The 18,520-nt window shown below is 71.5% G+C and carries 18 protein-coding genes; 12 read left to right on the forward strand and 6 right to left on the reverse strand.

What is annotated here, in order from left to right:
* Window positions 1-31 precede the first annotated feature (31 nt).
* Together BMH31_RS09085 and BMH31_RS09090 are read right to left on the reverse strand one after the other, a co-directional pair.
* Complete coding sequence (locus BMH31_RS09085) at window positions 32-1,282, reverse strand: aldolase/citrate lyase family protein (RefSeq protein ID WP_099724094.1); 1,251 nt, start codon at window positions 1,280-1,282, stop codon at window positions 32-34.
* Between the two features lie 29 nt (window positions 1,283-1,311).
* Entirely contained in the window at window positions 1,312-2,046 is a 735-nt protein-coding gene (locus BMH31_RS09090) for an aspartate/glutamate racemase family protein (protein ID WP_099724093.1), read from the reverse strand.
* Between the two features lie 137 nt (window positions 2,047-2,183).
* Here BMH31_RS09090 and BMH31_RS09095 point away from each other — a divergent pair, with 137 nt between their 5' ends.
* Window positions 2,184-3,011: a bifunctional allantoicase/(S)-ureidoglycine aminohydrolase gene (locus tag BMH31_RS09095; protein WP_099724178.1), complete on the forward strand. Its 828-nt coding sequence runs from the start codon at window positions 2,184-2,186 to the stop codon at window positions 3,009-3,011.
* Complete coding sequence (allB, locus tag BMH31_RS09100) at window positions 3,008-4,351, forward strand: allantoinase AllB (protein ID WP_099724092.1); 1,344 nt, start codon at window positions 3,008-3,010, stop codon at window positions 4,349-4,351. The genes BMH31_RS09095 and allB overlap by 4 nt, the downstream gene beginning before the upstream one ends.
* A 51-nt stretch (window positions 4,352-4,402) precedes the next feature.
* On the opposite strand, the gene BMH31_RS09105 is transcribed toward allB, so the two are convergent.
* The gene (locus tag BMH31_RS09105; protein ID WP_099724091.1) at window positions 4,403-4,678 is read right to left on the reverse strand and encodes a metal-sensitive transcriptional regulator; all 276 of its coding nucleotides are present in this window, start codon (window positions 4,676-4,678) and stop codon (window positions 4,403-4,405) included.
* 101 nt (window positions 4,679-4,779) lie between these two features.
* Between BMH31_RS09105 and BMH31_RS09110 the strand changes: the two genes are divergently transcribed.
* Together BMH31_RS09110 and BMH31_RS09115 are read left to right on the forward strand one after the other, a co-directional pair.
* The gene (locus BMH31_RS09110) at window positions 4,780-4,965 is read left to right on the forward strand and encodes a hypothetical protein (RefSeq protein WP_099724177.1); all 186 of its coding nucleotides are present in this window, start codon (window positions 4,780-4,782) and stop codon (window positions 4,963-4,965) included.
* Complete coding sequence (locus BMH31_RS09115) at window positions 4,962-6,704, forward strand: FAD-dependent oxidoreductase (RefSeq protein WP_099724090.1); 1,743 nt, start codon at window positions 4,962-4,964, stop codon at window positions 6,702-6,704. Before BMH31_RS09110 ends, BMH31_RS09115 begins: the two co-directional genes overlap by 4 nt.
* On the opposite strand, the gene BMH31_RS09120 is transcribed toward BMH31_RS09115, so the two are convergent.
* Genes BMH31_RS09120 through BMH31_RS09130 form a run of 3 tightly spaced genes read right to left on the reverse strand, consistent with a single transcriptional unit; the run spans window position 6,701 to window position 10,716 of the window.
* Entirely contained in the window at window positions 6,701-8,035 is a 1,335-nt protein-coding gene (locus tag BMH31_RS09120) for an NAD(P)/FAD-dependent oxidoreductase (RefSeq protein WP_099724089.1), read from the reverse strand. The two genes, BMH31_RS09115 and BMH31_RS09120, sit on opposite strands and share 4 nt — an antisense overlap.
* Window positions 8,032-9,363, reverse strand: a complete 1,332-nt coding sequence (locus BMH31_RS09125) for an FAD-dependent oxidoreductase (RefSeq protein WP_342586347.1) — start codon at window positions 9,361-9,363, stop codon at window positions 8,032-8,034. The genes BMH31_RS09120 and BMH31_RS09125 overlap by 4 nt, the downstream gene beginning before the upstream one ends.
* 6 nt (window positions 9,364-9,369) lie before the next feature.
* On the reverse strand, window positions 9,370-10,716 hold the full coding sequence (locus BMH31_RS09130; RefSeq protein ID WP_099724087.1) for an MFS transporter: 1,347 nt from the start codon (window positions 10,714-10,716) through the stop codon (window positions 9,370-9,372).
* Window positions 10,717-11,044: 328 nt separating this feature from the next.
* On the opposite strand from BMH31_RS09130, the gene BMH31_RS09135 reads away from it, so the two are divergent.
* From BMH31_RS09135 to BMH31_RS09170, 8 genes are read left to right on the forward strand one after another with little or no spacing between them, the layout of a single operon-like run.
* A complete protein-coding gene (locus tag BMH31_RS09135; protein ID WP_099724086.1) occupies window positions 11,045-11,620 on the forward strand; it encodes a cupin domain-containing protein in 576 nt (191 codons plus the stop codon).
* 60 nt (window positions 11,621-11,680) lie between these two features.
* Entirely contained in the window at window positions 11,681-12,805 is a 1,125-nt protein-coding gene (locus BMH31_RS09140; RefSeq protein WP_241898217.1) for an ABC transporter substrate-binding protein, read from the forward strand.
* Between the two features lie 10 nt (window positions 12,806-12,815).
* Window positions 12,816-13,700 (forward strand): ABC transporter permease, encoded by an 885-nt coding sequence (locus tag BMH31_RS09145; RefSeq protein ID WP_099724084.1) that lies wholly within the window; start codon window positions 12,816-12,818, stop codon window positions 13,698-13,700.
* Entirely contained in the window at window positions 13,697-14,503 is an 807-nt protein-coding gene (locus tag BMH31_RS09150; RefSeq protein WP_099769561.1) for an ABC transporter permease, read from the forward strand. Before BMH31_RS09145 ends, BMH31_RS09150 begins: the two co-directional genes overlap by 4 nt.
* Window positions 14,487-15,536, forward strand: coding sequence for an ABC transporter ATP-binding protein (locus BMH31_RS09155; RefSeq protein WP_099724082.1), 1,050 nt, complete (start codon window positions 14,487-14,489; stop codon window positions 15,534-15,536). The genes BMH31_RS09150 and BMH31_RS09155 overlap by 17 nt, the downstream gene beginning before the upstream one ends.
* Before the next feature lie 47 nt (window positions 15,537-15,583).
* A complete protein-coding gene (locus BMH31_RS09160) occupies window positions 15,584-16,957 on the forward strand; it encodes an FAD-binding oxidoreductase (protein WP_099724081.1) in 1,374 nt (457 codons plus the stop codon).
* 14 nt (window positions 16,958-16,971) lie between these two features.
* The gene (locus BMH31_RS09165) at window positions 16,972-17,328 is read left to right on the forward strand and encodes a cupin domain-containing protein (protein ID WP_099724080.1); all 357 of its coding nucleotides are present in this window, start codon (window positions 16,972-16,974) and stop codon (window positions 17,326-17,328) included.
* Between the two features lie 12 nt (window positions 17,329-17,340).
* Window positions 17,341-18,519, forward strand: coding sequence for an FAD-dependent oxidoreductase (locus BMH31_RS09170; protein ID WP_099724079.1), 1,179 nt, complete (start codon window positions 17,341-17,343; stop codon window positions 18,517-18,519).
* Window position 18,520 lies beyond the last annotated feature (1 nt).

Raw genomic sequence — 18,520 nt, forward strand, 5'->3', positions numbered from 1 at the left:
CCGGGCGCGCCGCTGGGCGCGCCCGGACCCGCTATCGGCGCAGCCGCACGAGAGTCCCGCGGTCGAGCGCGCCGAGCTCCGACTCCGCGATCGCACCGCACTCCAGCCCGCGAACGACGGTGTCGGCGAGCGCGGCCGCGGTGGCCGGCTCATCCAGATACTCCGTCGGTGCGCCGACTCCGGCGTAGGCGGCGAGCCGGCGCACGGTGACGTCGAGCCCGTCGCGGAAGAACGCGTAGGTCGCGAGGAAGCGCGTGGCGAACTGGCCGGGGTGCAGATCCCACCCCTGGTAGAAGCCGCGTTCGAGCGAACGCCGCACGAGCCGGGTGTGCAGCCGCCAGCCCGCGCGCACCCGGTCCCGGTCGCCGACGGGCAGCACGTTCGTCGACCCGTCAGAGAGCTCGACCCCGGTGCCCGCCGCGGCGACCTGCATCACGGCCTTCGCGTGGTCCGCGGCCGGATGCTCCATCGACTGGTAGCGTCCGACGATCCCGCACGATGCCGAGTAGTCGTAGGTGCCGTAGTGCAGGGCCGTGCACCGGCCGGCCGATGCGTGGATCAGGCGGGCGACGAGCGCCGTGCCGTCGGCGGCGAGGATCGACTGCGGGGTCTCGACCTGGATCTCGAAGCGCAGGACACCCGGGTCGAGCCGGTGCTCGCGCTCCAGGGCGCCGAGGACGCCGACGAGCGCGGAGACCTGCTCGACCGCGGTCACCTTGGGCAGCGTCACGACGAAGCGACGGTCGACGGCCCCGGCCTCCGCGAGCGCTCCGACGAACAGTCCGAGGGTGCGCAGTCCGCGGGCCCGGGTCGCCGCCTCGAAGCACTTGAAGCGGATCCCGGCGCGCATCGGCTTCGGCCCCTCCGCCGCCAGCAGTTCGGCGAGCGCCGTCGCGGCCGTGATCGCCGCGGCGTCCTCCTCGGCGTCGGGGCGCGGGCCGTAGCCGTCCTCGAAGTCGATGCGCAGGTCCTCGACGGGCTCTGTGACGAGCTTCCGCCGGACCCGCGGCAGCAGCTCCTCGACGATCTCGACCGGCAGCTCGACGGCCTCGGCGAGGCTCGCCGCATCACCGCCGTCCGCATCGAGGATGCTGATCGCCTCGGCGCCCCACTCGGCGATCGTGGCGGCCGAGAAGCGATCCGCAGGCACGTACACGGTGTGGATCGGTTGGCGTTCGGTGCGCCGACCCGGGTACTGCTCGGCGAGCCGTCGGTCGACCGGTGCGAGCTCGCGGTCGAGGTCCTGGGTGAGCCGCGCGATCAGCGCCGACCGGTGGTGCATGTTCCGTCCTCGTTTCGTCTCGGATGCGCTCAGCGCACGGCCGGCCCGCTCACCGGCCAGCCCGGTGTTGGTTTGGTGCGGTTCGGTGCGGCGTACGCGCCGGCCTTGCTCGTCCGTTTGCCCTGGCGCACGAGCGACTCGCAGAGGGTGACGGCCGCGGCGACGCCGTCGACGACCGGCACCCCGGTCCGCTCCTCGAGCAGTGCATCGAGCCCGGCGAAGCCCGCGCAGCCCAGCACCAGCACATCGGCGCCCGCCGCGAGCAGCGGTCCCGCGGCCTCGGCGAGCGCGTCCGCCGTCGCCGCGACGTCCTGGGCCGCGTCGACGACGGGCACCTCCGACGCGCGAACTCCGGCGCAGCGCGACGCCAGTCCGAGCCCGTCGAGGCTCTGCTCGATGGATCCGATGGTGCTCGACAGCGTGGTCACGACCCCGAAGCGGTGCCCGATGAGCGCGGCGGTGATGGCGGCGGCCTCGGTGATATCGACGACGGGAACGTCGAGCAGCTGGCGTGCGCCCTCGCGGCCGTGCTCGCCGAAGCCCGCCATGACCACCGCATCGAAGCGCTCCGGCCAGGTGGCCAGGAGATCGAGCACGGCTGCGGCCGAGATGAAGCTCTCGTAGTACCCCTCCGCGGAAGCGACGCCCCAGCTCGGGGTGGCGCCGACGACCACGGTGCCGGGGGCGGCGATGGCCTGAGCGGTGGCCTCGATCTCGCGCGTGACGGCCCGCGAGGTGTTGCAGTTGACGGCCAGCAGTTTCATGTCGCTCCTTCGCGAGGGGGTTCCGCTTCGAATCGTACCTCAGATGTCAGACGATAAGACGTATGACATATGATCGGTGAGCATTCTCCGCGCGACCCGCCGTGGTGCGCGCGTTCCGACCGATCGAAGGAGATCAGATGACCAGCTATCGCGTACCGGACACGACTCTTCCCAGTCAGCGCGCGCTTCTCACCGACCGCGCCATCGTGACCGAGGCCTACACGGTGATCCCCCGCGGCGTGCTGCGCGACATCGTGACGAGCGTGCTCCCGGAGTGGACCGGTACCCGCAGCTGGGTGATCAACCGTCCGGTCGCGGGCGGAGCCACCACCTTCGCCCAGTACCTGGTCGAGGTCGCCCCCGGCGGCGGTTCCGAGCACCCCGAGCCCGAGCCCGAAGTGCAGTCCTTCGTGTTCGTGATGGCCGGCCGTCTGACCGTGCGCCTCGGTGACGAGACCCACGTGCTCGAGCCCGGCGGCTTCGCCTACCTGCCCCCGGGCGCGGACTGGTCGGTCGGCAACGCGGGCGAGGAGCTCGCCTGGTTCAGCTGGATCCGCAAGCACCACGAGCCGCTCGCCGGGCACGAGCCCCGCGCGCGCTTCGGGAACGAGCGCGACATCGAGCCCGACGCGATGCCCGATACGGACGGGACGTGGCGCACGACCCGGATGCTGCCGACCGACGATCTCGCGTACGACATGCACTGCAACGTGGTCACCTTCGAGCCCGGCGCGTCGATCCCGTTCGCCGAGACCCACATCATGGAGCACGGCCTGCTGATGCTCGAAGGCAAGGCCGTCTACCACCTGAACGGCGACTGGGTCGAGGTGGAGGCCGGCGACTACCTGTCGCTCCGAGCCTTCTGTCCGCAGGCCTGCTACGCGGGCGGACCCGGCCAGTTCCGCTACCTGCTGTACAAGGACGTCAACCGCCAGGTGCGACTCACCCCGGGCGGCCGCAGGTGAACCGGGCGGCCGGGACCGCGTCGCCCGCGCCCGTCGCGTCGATCGCGGCGGAGCGCACCTGGCTCGGCGACCGCTTCGCCCCGGCCACGGTCCGGATCGCGGGCGGCATCATCGACGCGGTGGACCCCTTCGACGCGACGGCCGAGCTCGTGCTTCCCGGCGACGCGGTCCTGATCCCCGCGCTGATCGACAGCCACGTCCACCTGAACGACCCCGGCCGGGTCGAGTGGGAGGGCTTCGAGGCCGGGACCGCGGCTGCGGCGGCCGGCGGCATCGGCACCGTCGTCGACATGCCGCTGAACAGCGTGCCCGTCACGACCACGCTCGGCGCCATCGCGGCCAAGCGGGCGGCCGCGGAGGGGCGGCTCGCGGTCGATGTCGCGCTCTGGGGCGGTGCCGTGCCCGAGAACCTCGGTGCGCTCGAACCGCTCATCGGAGGCGGTCTGCGGGGCGTGAAGTGCTTCCTCGCGCCGTCGGGGATCGACGAGTTCGGTCACCTCGACGCCGAGCAGCTCGAAGCGGCGCTCGCCGAACTCGCGGGCTTCGGCGGCCTGCTGCTCGTGCACGCGGAGGACGAGCAGCACCTCGGCGATGCGGTCGGTGCGCGCCGCTACGCCGAATTCCTCGCGTCGCGCCCGGCCGAGAGCGAGCGCGCCGCGATCCTGCGCGTGATCGCGGCCGTTCGGCGCTCGGGCGGTCGCGCCCACATCGTGCACCTCTCGGATGCCGGGGCGCTCGACGCGATCCGCGCGGCGAAGGCCGACGGCGTGTGGATCAGCGTGGAGACCTGCCCGCACTACCTGACCCTCGCCGCCGAGGACATCCCCGATGCCGCGCCCGTGTTCAAGTGCTGTCCGCCGATCCGCGAGCGCGCGAACCAGGACCTGCTCTGGGGCGGTGTGCTCGACGGCACCATCGACGCGATCGTGAGCGACCACTCGCCGTCGACGCCCGAGCTGAAGCAGCAGGGCGACGGCGACTGGGGGCGCGCCTGGGGCGGGATCTCGGGCATCGAGACGGGCTTCTCGTCAGTCTGGGCGGAGGCCTCGCGGCGCGGGATCGCGCTCGAGGCGATCCTGCCGCTCATGACGACCGGCCCGGCGGGGATCGCCGGCATCGGAGACCGGGGGAGGATCGAGGCGGGGCTGCGGGCCGACTTCGCGGTGGTGCGTCCCGACGAGACCCGCACGCTCGATGCGGGCGAGCTGCACGTCCGCAACCGGATGTCGCCGTGGCACGGCGCCGAGCTCCGGGGCGTCGTCGACGCGACCTACCTCGGAGGCGCACCCGTCTACCGCCGCGGCGAGGGCGTGCTCTCGCGGAGCGGGCGGGTGGTCTGAGGCCTGCCTCCGGCCCCCGGCGCTCGACGCATCGCTCGGCCGCTCACTCGCTCAGGCGAGCGAGAGGAAGAGCTTCTCAAGCTCGGCGACATCGAGCTCGGACTCGCCCTCCGGCGCTTCGAGGCACTCGCGCAGGGCGGTCGAGACGATGAGGAAACCGGCGCGGTCGAGCGCCTTCGAGACCGCGGAGAGCTGCTGCACGACGTCGCGGCAGTTCGCCTCGTCCTCGACCGCGGTGATGACCGCATCCAGCTGCCCTCGCGCCCGGCGCAGCCGGTTGGCGATCTTGCGCTTCGTCTCCGGGTCGCCGTGCTCCGTGCCGCTCATCGTGCTCCGTTCTTCGCGGTGGATCGAAACTCCTCCCAGAATACCCCATGGGGTATTGTGCAAGGATACCCCCAAGGGTATCCGAATGAATGGAGCGAACGATGTGCAGACCCACCGCGTGCAAGGTGTGCGGCAAGACGACGTGGGCCGGGTGCGGCCAGCACGTGCAGCAGGTGCGGGCGTCGGTACCGGCATCCCAGTGGTGCCCGGGGTCCCACTCCCGCGCCGAGATCGACGCCGCAGCACCGGAGCGGGGCGGCTTCTTCGCCCGACTGCTCGGCCGATGAACTCGGCGGGCGAATCGGGCGCGCCGCTCGAGAAGCGGGACACGGCCGACGCGCGACCGCGCAGGATCCTGATCGTGGGCGGCGTCGCCGCGGGGATGAGCGCCGCCGCCCGCGCTCGACGTCTCGACGAGCGCGCGGAGATCATCGTGCTGGAGCGCGGCGAGCACGTCTCCTTCGCGAACTGCGGCCTGCCCTATTACGTCAGCGGCGAGATCGCCGACGAATCCGCGCTGCTCGTGCAGACCCCCGAGTCGCTGCGGGCCGCGCTGAACCTCGACGTGCGTCCGCGACACGAGGTGATCGGCCTCGACCCGGCCGCGCGCGAGGTCGTCGTCCGAACTCCCGCAGGGGACGAGACGCTCGCCTACGACGAGCTGCTGCTCGCGCCCGGCACGATCGCCGTGCGCCCCGAGATCCCCGGGATCGATTCGGTGCGCGTGGGAACGCTGCGCACGGTGGGCGACGCGGTCGCACTGCGCGAGCTGGTCGAATCGGAATCGCCGGTCGACGGCGTGCGGCGCGCGGTCGTCCTCGGCGCCGGCTTCATCGGCGTGGAAGCGGCCGAGGCGCTGCGCGCGCGGGGCCTGGAGGTCGAGCTCGTGCAGCGGGGCCCGCACGTGCTGGCACCGCTCGAGCCCGAGATCGCGGTGCCCGTCGCCGCGGAGCTCGTGCGGCTCGGCGTCCGCGTGCGCACCGGCGTCGAAGCGGTCGGGATCGAGCCGGGCGTCGAACGCGACACCGTCCTGCTGTCCGACGGCGCGCGCCTCGCCGCCGACACGATCTTGCTCGCGGCGGGCGCCCGACCCGACACCGCGGTGTTCGAGGCCGCCGGGATCGCCTGCGAGGACGGTGCGATCGTCGTCGATGAGCGCGGCCGGACCTCCGCCCCGCACGTCTCCGCCGCCGGCGACGCGGTCCGCTCGACCGATCCGGTCACCGGGATCCGCCGCTCGGTGCTGCTCGCGGGACCCGCGAACCGGGCGGGGCGCCAGATCGCCGACCACCTGCTGCGCCCGGAGCTCGCGCGCCCGATCCCGGCGCCGCTCGGCACCGCGGTGATCCGCGTCGGGTCCCTCACCGCCGCGCTCACCGGTGCCAACCGGCGGGCCCTCGATCGCGCGGGCATCGAATTCTCCACCCTGCACCTGCATCCGAATCAGCACGCCGGGTACTTCCCCGGCGCGGCGCAGATGTCGCTGCTCGTGCACGTCCGTCGCGGCGACGGGCTGGTGCTGGGCGCCCAGGGCGTCGGCCCCGACGGGGTCGACAAGCGGATCGACGTGCTCGCCACGGCGATCCGGTCAGGGATGACCGCCGGCGACCTGGTGGACCTCGACCTGGCCTACTCGCCCGTGCACGGCAGCGCGAAGGATCCGGTCAACCTCGCCGGGATGGTCGGTTCGAACGTCGTCGACGGCACGCTCGAGCTCTGGTACGCCGAGGACTGGGCGGACCGCCGCGACGGCGCGCTCGTGCTCGACGTCCGCAGCCCGGGGGAGTTCGCCTCCGGGCATCTGCCGGGTGCGCTGAACGTGCCGCACACCGAGTTGCGCTGGCGGCTCGGCGAGATCGAGGCGGCCGCCGCCGGCCGTCCCGTGCTCGCGCTCTGCGGCTCCGGCGTCCGCTCGCACATCGCCCACCGCCTGCTCGCGCAGGCGGGCTTCGACTCGGCGTCGCTCTCGGGCGGCATGCTCACTGCGCGCGCCGTGCTCGGCGACGAAGTGCTCGTGCGGTCCTAGCTCGGGGCGAGCTCCTCGGCGATCCGCTTCGCCTCGCGCAGCCCGCTCTCGATCGCGCCGTCGACGAAGCCGCCCCAGAGGTTCGCGTTGTCTGTGGTGGCGAAGCGCACGAGCCCGTGCGGCTCGCGCAGCTCAGCCAGATCGCGGGTGAGCTGGCCGGGCCGGTGCGTCATCCACGTGTTGCGCGACAGGGGATCCTTCATCCAGTCGTGCGCGGCGACCTCGAGCACCTCGAGGTCGCCGCGGAACGCGCCGACAGCGGCCTGCACGTCGGCGACGCTCGTGACGTCGAGCTGGGTGTGGTCGGGGCCGAAGCCGACGAGGATCGAGTACTCGCCCTGCGCGTCCGCCCCGAAGTACTCGCTCTTCAGTACGGACAGCGGGTGGCGCTGGCTGGCGTACGCGAAGAACCGGGGCACGGTGCCGCGCACCTTCACCCACACCTTCGTGCCCTGCGAGGCCACGGTCTCGGCCGCGGCCCGGCGCCAGACCTCGGGCAGCGCGGGCTCGAACGCGATACCGCCGATCGCGTTGATCGGCAGCGTCGACACGACGCGGCGTGCGCGCAGCGTGGCGCCGTCCACCGTCGTGACGGAGACGAGGCCGGTACCCGGATCCTGCACGACCGACGCGACGGTCGCGCCGAGCCGGATCTCGCCGGGCACGTCGTCGGCGATGAGGCGGGTCCACTCCGACATGCCGTCGACCACGCGGTAGGTGGCCGATGCCTCGTGCATGAGCTGCCAGTGACCGCCCGTCGCGGCGACCCAGCGCATCGCGCTCGACAGGCCGACCTGGTCGAGCCGCGCGTTCACGTGCCCCACCCACACCGATTCGTTCGCGCTGCGCGCTTCGGGGTCGAGGCCGAGCGCGTCGAAGCGATCCTGGATCGAGAGCGCGTCGAGCTGCTCGATGTCGCCGACCGTCGGATCCACGCCGCGCGGGATCGCCGACCGCACGTCGTCGATGAGCTGCTGCTGGCCCGCGTCGATCACCGCCATGAACTCGGTGAGCGATCCGCGCCGGGGCGCGTCGCCCGCTCCGAGCCAGAAGGCCTCCTCGACCGCGGGGCTGCGCACGATGTCGCGCTGGTACCGGGTCATCTCGGCCCAGGTGTGCGGCTGCACCCAGTGCACCCAGGTGCCGCCGAGCTCGAGGTCGTGGCCCATGCGCCGGTCGGTCCAAGTCCGGCCACCGACGCGGTCGCGCGCTTCGAGCACGATCACATCGAGTCCGGCCCGGCCGAGCTCGCGCGCGGCGACGAGGCCGGCGAAGCCGGCGCCGATCACGATGACGTCGGTGTCGGGGTCGGGTGCTGCGTGGGCGGTCATGCGCCGGCCCCGGCGGCATTCGCGAGCACCGGAGCGAGGGCGGCGACAGCGCGGTAACCCGAGGCGACAGCGCCCGAGAGCGACTGCGCGAGCCCGGTGTGCTCGCCCGCGATCGCGACTCGCCCGGCGCTGCGCTCGAACGCGGTCGCGTCGTCCGCGTGCCAGTCGAGACCCGGGGCGCTGTAGGAGCCGCGGGCCCACGGGTCGTCGGCCCAGGTGGTCAGCAGGGGGTCGCCGTCGATGGCGAGTTCCGGCCGCATCTCGCGCAGCGCGCGCACCCAGCCGTCGGGACCGTCCGCCACGCCCAGCGCGTCGAGCGCCGCGGGACCGCCCGCGAAGCAGGAGAGCGCGGGGATCCGGTGCTCGCCGTCGACCGAGAGGGAGCGCCACGACCACCAGGTGTGCTCGGGGTTCTGCAGCGCGATGTCGTCGTCGACGCGACTGAACGGAACGCCGAGCTTGGCGGCGACACCCATGAAACGATGGTCGAGCGCTCGCTGCTGCGCCTCGGGCAGCGCGAAGCCGACTTCGAGGTCGCGCAGCACCGGCAGCGGGACCGAGAGGACGGCGGCGTCCGCGTCGAGGCGGGTGCCGTCGCTCAGCTCGAGCTGCACGCCCGTCGCCGACTGGTCGATGCGGGCGATGGGGTGCTCGAGGCGCACCCGGTCGCCGAGGCGTCGCGCGATCTCGATCGAGAGCGACTGGTTGCCGCCGACGAAGCGGCCGCCGTCCTCCACGTAGCCGCCCTCGGTAGCGGACTCGTGCAGCAGCACCGCCTCGGCGCTGACCAGGTTCGGATCGGCCGCGGCCGAGGTCGTGGTGCGCCGGTATACCGGATCCAGCCGGTAGCCCGCGCCGAGCGCCTCTGCGAAGGCCGCTTCGAGCGACACGTTCCGGGCCCCGTCAGCGATCATCCGCGCGAGCGTCCCGCGGACCCGATCGCCCGTCGCACCGAGCTCCTCGAACGAGATCACCCGGCCGTTCACGGTGCGGCGCCCGTAGCGCACGTTGTGCGACATGATCGGCACCCCGAGCTCCGCCGACAGACGGCGGATGGGGAACTCCGTCGGGAAGATGTACTCGCCGCCGCGCTCGGTCACCTGACCGTTGCCGAGCCGCTGCGACCAGGTGCGGCCGCCGACCCGATCCCGCGCTTCGAGCACGGTGACCTCGTGCCCGGCCTTGCTGAGTTCCCAGGCCGCAGTGAGGCCCGAGAGGCCGGCTCCGACGACGACGATCCGCACGTGATTCTCCCTTGAACGAACGCGAACGATTCGTTCATCGTAGGGGGCGCGGGCCCGCCGCCGATAGGGGGCGGGCCCGCGCAGGCCGCGCTACGCCTCGATGTCGACGTCCTTCGTCTCGGGGGTCAGGATCAGCGACACGAGCGTGAGCACCGCGGCTCCCGTCAGGTAGAGGCCGACCAGCACCGGGCTGCCGCCTGCGAGCCCCCACAGCCAGACTGCGATGATCGGGGCGAGCGCGGCGCCCAGGATCGACGACACGTTGTACGCGATCGCCGAGCCCGTGTAGCGCACGTTGGTCGGGAACATCTCGGGCAGGAACGCGCCCATGGGGCCGAAGGTGAGGCCCATCAGGGTGAAGCCGAGCGCGAGGAAGAAGATCACGGTCGCGGTGCCGCCGCCGAGCAGCGGGACGAACGTGAAGCCGAACAGCGCGATCGCGGCGGTCACCCAGATGAGGGTGCGGCGGCGACCGTAGCGGTCGGCCAACGGGCCCGACACGAGCGTGAAGACGCCGAAGAACAGCACGCCGAACACGAGCATCAGGATGAAGTCGTTGTAGGAGTAGCCGAGGCCCGGCACGTACGACGCGGCATCGAACGGGGTGCCGGCCTTCTCGGCGGCCGCCTTCGCCGCGTCGAGGCCGGGGCGGGTGCCGAGCGTCAGCGTGAACGAGGTCATCAGGTAGAAGAGCACGTAGGTCGCGAGCATCGCGAAGGTGCCGAGGATCAGCGCCTTCCAGTGGCGGGTGAACGCCTCCGCGAGGGGCATGCGCTTCACCTGACCGGTCTCGCGGGTGCGCTCGAACGCGTTCGACTCGACGAGGCGCAGGCGGACCCAGAGCCCCACGATCACCATCACGGCCGAGAACAGGAACGGCACTCGCCAGCCCCACTGCAGGAACGCCTCGGACGCGATGCCGGGCTTCGACGGATCGGCGAGACCGAGGTTGATCGCGTAGAAGAGCATGTTCGCGATGATGAAGCCGATGGGGGCGCCGAGCTGCGGGAAGGTGCCGTACCAGGCGCGCTTGCCCTCGGGAGCGTTCTCGGTGGCGACCAGCGCCGCACCCGACCACTCGCCGCCGAGCGCGAAGCCCTGGGCGAGGCGCAGGATCAGCAGCAGGACGGCCGCCCACACGCCGATGTTCTCGTGGGTCGGCAGCAGGCCGATCAGGAAGGTCGCGATGCCCATGGTCAGGAGCGAGGCGACGAGCGTGGTCTTGCGTCCGAGCCGGTCGCCGAGGTGGCCGAAGAAGACGGCACCGATGGGGCGGGCGAGCATCGCCGCGCCGAACGTCGCGAAGGAGGCCACGAGCGCGGTCGTCTCGTTGCCGGTTGGGAAGAAGAGCACGGGGAACACGAGCACGGCCGCTGTCGCGTAGACGTAGAAGTCGTAGAACTCGATGGTGGTGCCGATGAGGCTGGCGAGGATCACCTGCGCCGGCTTGTTGCGGGGATGCGACGGTGCGGTCGGGGAGGCTGCTGGGGGATTCGTGGCTGACACGGAACGGCTTTCACTGAGGGGCGGGACGGACGATGCACGGACTGTGCAACCGAGCCGTGGGTGTGCTCAGTGCGCAACTTCGGGCCGACTCCGCTTGTGGCGGGGACTCCGACAGCCTACGCCTGTCCGTTTTCGAGCGCTTGCGCTTCGGGCGCGTCGACTGTACGGTGAACGAAACATCACTGAACGAAGTGTTCAGTGAGGTGGCGATCCGGGTTCAGTCCCGCGATCGCGGAGCTGAACGGTTCGAAGGAGAACCATGACGGATCACGAAGACGACCTCGGCCCCCGGGTCGCGTCCTTCCGCGAGCTGCGAGGCATGAGCCTGCGCGCGCTCGCCGCCGCGGCCGGCGTGAGCACCAGCTTCCTGAGCCAGCTCGAGAACGGGCGCACCAACGCGAGCGTCGCCTCGCTGCGCAAGATCGCCGGGGCGCTCGGCGTCTCGCCCGCCGAGCTGCTCGACGAGCGCGCCGCCCACACGCGCGGCGTGCTCCGCGCCGACCGCCGTCCCCGGCTCGAGGGCGCGCTCGGCGTCGAGAAGTTCGTGCTCTCGCTCCCGCCGCTGCGCAACCTCGAGGTCTACGCGGGAGAGTTCGCCCCCGGCGCGAGCACGGGGGCGCACCCCTATACGCACGGCAACGCGCAGGAGATGTTCGTCGTCATCGAGGGCACCGTCGTGTTCGAACTCGGCGGCGAGCGGTTCGAGATGTCGCGCGACGATTCGATCGAGTTCCTGAGCTCGGTGCCGCACCGCATCGTGAACGAGTCCGATGCCGAGGCCCGCGTCATCTGGATCAACAGCCCGCCGACGCCCGACGAGGCGCACAGCGCCTAGCCCGACCGCGCCCGCAGGGGCCGGCCGACCCACCTGATCATCAACGGAGAGGATCACACCATGTCATCAACCCAGCGGATGCGGCGCGCGGTCGCGTCGTCCCTCGCACTGCTCGGAGCCGGCGCACTGCTCGTCGGCTGCGCCTCGGGCGGAGGCGCTCCCAAAGCCGATCTCGGCAGCGGTCCCGCGAAAGCCGGAACGGTCAAGGAGGGCGCGCTGCAGGGCTCGACCGTGACCTTCGTCTCGTGGGGCGGGGTGTTCCAGAAGGGGCAGATGGACGCCGCCGGCAAGCCCTTCGCGAAGGCCTCGGGCGCGACCGTGCTCGAGGACGGCCCGACCGAGTACGCGAAGGTGAAGGCGCAGGTCGACAACAACGCGGTCACGTGGGACGTCGTCGACACCGACATCATCTGGGCGCAGAAGCAGTGCGGTGACAAGGGCCTGCTGATGCCGCTCGACAAGAAGATCGTCGACACGTCGAAGGTGCCCGACGGGCTCGTCGGCGACTGCTACGTGCCCGCCATGCAGTACGGCTACGTGATCCTCTACAACGCGAAGAAGTACCCCACCGCGCCGACCGGGTGGAAGGACTTCTTCGACACCCAGAAGTTCCCGGGCAAGCGCGCCATCGCCGGTTTCGAGGACGTGGGCCCCGGCATCTACGAGGGTGCCCTGCTCGCCGACGGCGTCGCGCCCGACAAGCTCTACCCGCTCGACATGGATCGCGCGTACAAGAGCATCGACGGGATCCGCAGCAGCCTCATCTACTGGAAGACGGGCGCGGAGTCGCAGCAGATGATCGAGTCGGGCGAGGCCGACATGGCGCTCGTCTGGTCGGGCCGCGGCTACGCCGCCGTGAAGAACGGCGCCGACTACAAGCCGATCTGGAACCAGGCGCTGCAGATCACCGAGGCGCTCGGCGTGCCGAAGAACGCGAAGAACCCGGATGCCGCGTTCGCGTTCATCAACTACTACCTCGGCAAGGAACAGCAGGAGAAGCTCACCGAGCTGACCTCGTACTCGCCGGTCAACACCGAGGCGGAGCCGAAGCTCGACGCGCTCGGCGAGGAGTACCTGACCACGGCGCCCGAGATCGCGAAGCAGATGGTCCCGACCGACGCGAAGTGGTGGGCGGAGAACTACGATTCCGAGCTCGAGCGCTGGACGAAGTGGCTGCAGGGCTGATCGGTTCACCGTGACGACCACGAACATCCCGGTGGTGCGCGCCGCGAACACCTCGCGGCGCGCACCCGTCCGGGCGCTCCTGCTCCTGCTGCCGGCGTACGCGCTGCTGCTCGGCGTCTTCGCCTACCCCGTGTTCGAGAGCATGTGGCGCAGCGTCAGCGACCCGCAGCCCGGTCTCGACAACTACGTCTGGGCCTTCGAGAACTCCCAGAACATCGGGATCCTGCTGCGCACCTTCGGCAACGCCGCGCTGGCGACCGTCATCTGCCTGCTGCTCGCGTACCCGTACGCCTTCCTCATGACCGTGGTCGGGCCCCGGGCACGCGCCTGGCTCGTGGTGATCGCGCTGATCCCGTTCTGGACCTCGCTCATGATCCGCACCTTCGCGTGGATCGTTCTGCTGCAGGACTCCGGCGTCGTGAACAGCTTCCTCGAGCTGCTGAACCTCGGCCCGGTCAAGCTGCTGCGCAGCAACACGGGCGTGCTCATCGGTCTCAGCCAGGTGCTCATGCCGTTCATGGTGCTGCCGCTCTACGCGGTGATGAGCGGGATCGACGGGCGGCTCGTGACCGCTGCCCGCTCGCTGGGCGCCCGGCCGTCGGTCGCGTTCCTCCGCGTGTTCCTTCCGCTGTCGCTCCCCGGCATCGCCGCGGGCGCGCTGATGGTGTTCATCCAGGCGCTCGGCTTCTATGTCACGCCCGCACTGCTGGGTTCGCCATCGGACAGCATGCTGGCCCAGGCGATCTACGCGCAGGTGAGCAGCCTGCTGCAGTGGGGCCGCGGCGGTGCGCTCGGCGTGATCCTGCTCGTGTCGACCTTCGTGCTGCTCGGCCTCGTCGGTCTGGTGGCGCGCGGGGCGAAGAAACGCGGCCTCGCGGTGGAGGTGTTCTCATGATCCGTGTCACTCCGCTCACACGCGGGATCCTGTGGGCGTTCAGCATCCTCGTCGCGGTCTGGCTGATCGCGCCGACGCTGGTGGTGATCCCGCTGAGCTTCACCGGGAAGGCATCGTTCGTGTTCCCGCCCGAGAGCTGGTCGCTGCGCTGGTACGAGTCGTTCTTCTCGAACCCGGCGTGGACCTCGGCGCTCGGCAACTCGCTGCTGATCGGCCTGCTGGTCGCGCTGCTCGCGACGGTGCTCGGCCTGCTCGCCGCGCTCGGCCTGCGGGCCCTCACCAGCAAGCGGGCGTCGTCGACGCTGCGGATCGGACTGCTGGCGCCCATGGTGGTGCCTGGCATCGTCGTCGCGATCGGCCTCTACTCGGTGTTCCTGAAGCTCGGCCTCGTCGGCACCCTCGTCGGCTTCGTGCTCGCGCACACGGTGCTCGCGCTGCCGTTCACGGTCATCGCGATCACGGCGGGCTTCGCCGGCTTCGACGACCGGCTCGAGCTCGCGGCGCTGAGTCTCGGCGCGAGCCGGCTCAAGACCTTCTTCGCGGTGACGCTGCCGAACATCATCCCCGGGGTCGTCTCGGGCGCGCTGTTCGCGTTCGTCACCTCGTTCGACGAGGTCATGCTGTCGCTCTTCATCAAGAGCCCCTACCTCAACACCCTCCCCGTCCTCATGTACGCGAGCGTGACTCGCGACACCGACCCGACGCTCGCGGCCGCCGCGACCGTCATCCTCGTGCTCATCACGACGCTCGTCATCGTGGCGCTCGTGCTCACCGGAAGGAAGAACCGTGGCCGAAGGGCGTAACCAGACCGGTGCCGAGATCCTGCTCGCGGGCGTCTCGAAGCACTACCCGAAGTCGATCGCGCTCGACGACGTCTCGCTGCAGGTCGAGCCGGGCGAGTTCATGACCTTCCTCGGGCCGTCGGGCTCGGGCAAGACCACGACGCTCAACCTGATCGCGGGGTTCACCGACCTCACCGCGGGGTACGTCGAGATCGACGGCAAACGCATGGATGACGTGCCCGTGCACAAGCGCGACCTGGGCATCGTGTTCCAGCACTACGCGCTGTTCCCGCACCTCAGCGTGCTCGACAACGTCACCTTCCCGCTGCGGCAGCGCAAGGTCGCGAAGCCCGAGGCCGAAGCCCGGGCGCGCGCCGCGCTGCTCACGGCGGGGCTCTCGGGCTACGAGGATCGCGCGCCGAAGGAGCTTTCGGGCGGGCAGCAGCAGCGCGTGGCGCTCGCGCGCGCCCTCGTGTTCGAGCCGAAGGTGCTGCTGCTCGACGAGCCGCTCGGCGCGCTCGACAAGCAGTTGCGCGAGCGGCTCCAGCTCGAGCTGCGGCGCGTGCACCGCGAGGTGGGCCGCACCTTCGTGTTCGTGACCCACGACCAGGAGGAGGCGCTCACGCTCTCCGACCGGATCGCGGTGTTCAACAACGGCCGCATCGAGCAGGTCGGCACTTCGAAGCAGCTCTACGAGACTCCGGCGTCGCTGTTCGTCGCGGGCTTCATCGGCGAGTCGACGAAGGTGCTGAGCGACGACGGCCGCACGATCACCGTCGTGCGTCCGGAGCACGGGGAACTCTTCGCCAGCGACACCGAGGTCGGCGCCGGGCGTCCCGCGATCCCCGTCTCGATCCGCCAAGCCATCTACCTCGGTTCCGGCTGGAAGTACGAGGTCGTGCTGCCCGACGGTTCGACCGGCGTGGTCCGCGGCCCGCGCGCGCTCGACTGGCTGTCGGGCGACGAGCAGTCGGCCTGGCTGAGCTGGGACCCGGCCCGTGCGTCGGTGTTCGACGCCGAACCGGGCGCGACCGCCGACGCGGTCGCGGCCTGATCGCTCCGTTCCACCCATCATCCATCTCGCAAGGAAGCTCGATACCCATGATCAACGGCAACGTCTCCCACTGGTGGCAGCAGGTCGGCACCCCGAAGCAGCGACCCGAGCTGCCGGGCGATCTGACCGCCGACGTCGCCATCGTCGGCGCCGGATACACCGGACTCTGGACCGCCTACTACCTGAAGCAGCAGCGTCCCGAGCTGCGCGTGGTGGTGGTCGAGCAGCGGCACGCCGGATACGGCGCGTCCGGACGCAACGGCGGCTGGCTCACCTCGGCCATGACCGGCGGGCGGGCGCAGTACGAGCCCACGCACGGCCGCGACGCGGCCGAGCGGTTCCAGCGCGCCATGAACGAGACCGTGGACGAGGTGATCCGGGTCGCCGCGGCCGAGGGGATCGACGCCGACATCAAGAAGGGCGGCGAGTTCAACGTCGCCTACACCCCGGCGCAGGAGGCGCGCATCCGCGCGTTCGCCGCCGAGGAGCAGTCGTGGCGCTCCACCGACCTCGAACTGCTGGAGGCACCCGAGGCGCGGGCGAAGATCAACGTCGCCGGCACGCGGGCGGCCGTCTGGCACCCGCACGCGGCGCGGATCCAGCCGGCGAAGCTCGCGTCGGGCCTCGCCGACGCGGTCGAGCGGCTCGGCGTCGAGATCTACGAGCGCACCCGCGTGGTCGAGATCGAGCCGCACCGCCTGCGCACGACCCACGGCACCGTGTCGGCCGATTACATCGTCCGCGCGACCGAGGGCTTCACCGCGGGCCTCAAGGGCCTCAAGCGGCTCTGGCTGCCGATGAACTCCTCGCTCATCGCGACCGAGCCCCTGTCCGCCGAGGTGTGGGACGAGCTGCGATGGAGCGAGGGGGAGGTGCTCGGCGACTTCGCGCACGTCTACATGTACGCGCAGCGCACGTCCGACGACCGCATCGCGATCGGCGGACGCGGGGTGCCCTACAAGTACGGTTCGCAGACCGACACCGACGGGCAGACGGCGCTCAGCACCGTCGACACGCTGAGCGAGATCCTCCACCGCTTCTTCCCCGCGACCCGCGGGGCGAGCATCGACCACGTGTGGTCGGGTGTGCTCGGCGTACCCCGCGACTGGGCGGCGACCGTCGGCCTCGACCGCGAGACGGGGATCGCGTGGGGCGGCGGGTACGTTGGCACGGGCGTCACGTCGACGAACCTCGCCGGCCGCACCATCGCGGACCTGATCCTCGGCAACGACACCGAGATCGCGAGCCTGCCGTGGGTGAACCACCGGGTGCGCAAGTGGGAGCCGGAACCGCTGCGCTGGATCGCGACGAAGGGCCTCTACGCGGCCTACGGCATGGCTGACCGGGCCGAACTGGGCGGGCGGTCGAAGACCTCGCCCATCGCCCACGTCGCCGACGTGATCACCGGCCGCGGCCACTGAGCGGGAAGGACCCCATGAACGACAGCATCCCCACCATCGCCGCGCACGGCACCGCCGCGCTCGACCTCGGGCCGCACGCGCCCAAGCCGACCGCACTGACCGAGGGCCTCACCGAGGCCGGCCTCGCCGTCTGGGCGCGCGGCCCCATCGAGACCGGGCTCTGGGAGTGCCTCCCCGGCGACTTCACCGCGTTCCGCGACGGCTACACCGAGATCTGCACGATCCTCTCGGGCCGCGTCACCGTCGAAGCCGACGGCGAGGCCCCGACCGAGTTCGGCCCCGGCGACATCATGGTGATGCCGTCGGGCTGGCGCGGCGTCTGGCGCGTGCACGAGCCGCTGCGCAAGCACTACACGACCGTGACCGACTGAGCGGAGCGGGCCATGTCCACGGGACGCGAACGCGCGATCGTCGTCGGCGGGGGAGCCTGGGGGCTTCCCGCCGCACTGCGACTGCAGGAGCTCGGCTGGCAGGTCACACTGCTCGAACGCTTCGAGCCGGGCGGGCCGTACGCCTCGAACGGCGGCAGCTCGCGGCTGTGGCGGCTCGCCGATACGCAGGTGTGGCGAGCGCGGTCCATCTTCGAGACCCTCGGGGCGATGGAACGCCTGGGGGATCGGCTCGGGGAGCCCGTGTTCCGGCGGACCGGCCTGCTCTGGCGCGATGACCGGTCGCTCCCGGCCGTCGCCGAGGCGCTCGCATCGATCGGGCAGCCCGTGCAGCGGGTGGCGGCCGATCGCGTCGGCGAGGCGTTCCCGGGCCTCCGGCCCGACGGGCGTGACGCGCTGTTCGTCGAGCAGGCGGGCGTCGTGCACGCCGACCGCCTGCTCGCGGGCGCGCTCCGCGCGTTCCTCGGTGCCGGCGGCGACTACCGTCCGCACAGCCGGGTCGTGCGGATCGAACCGGGCGCGACGACCGCGACCGCGGTCCTCGAGGACGGCACCGTGCACGAGGCCGAGCAGCTGCTGCTGGCCGCAGGACCGGGTACGGCCGAGCTGCTGCCGGGTCTCGGCCTGCGCCTGCCGCTCACGCCCTACATCGAGCAGGTCGTGTACCTCGGCGATCCGGCGCTCAGCCCGCCCGCCCCCTACCTCCCGGGTCTCGTCGACTGCCCGATCGGCGACGAGCCCGGCGTCTACGCCATGCCGAACGGGGCCGCGGGCTACAAGATGGGGCTCGACCAGCCGCTGCGCCGGCTCGTCGACGGCACCCTCGGCGACGACCTCGACCGCGCCGCGGTGCCCGACCGGACCGAGACGATCCGGGCGCGCGTCGAGCGCGACCTCGCGGCCGTGCCGCCGATCGTGCTCGGCACCCAGGTGTGCACCTGGACGGACTCCGGCGACGGCGACTTCGTCGTCGGACGCGTGCACCCCGCGGTCGTGCTCGCCTGCGGCGACTCGGGCGAGGGCTTCAAGTACGCGGCGTTCATGGGCGAGTACCTCGCCGAACTCGTCGAGGGCGGCACCGGCGACCCCGAATTCCAGGCACACTGGGATCCGAGACGGTTCGGCGCGGAGGCCGAGCCGCGCGACCACTTCGACGCCATCGGGCGTCACTGAC

Origin of the sequence: Leucobacter sp. OLIS6 (assembly GCF_002752355.1) — a bacterium.
Taxonomy (GTDB): domain Bacteria; phylum Actinomycetota; class Actinomycetes; order Actinomycetales; family Microbacteriaceae; genus Leucobacter.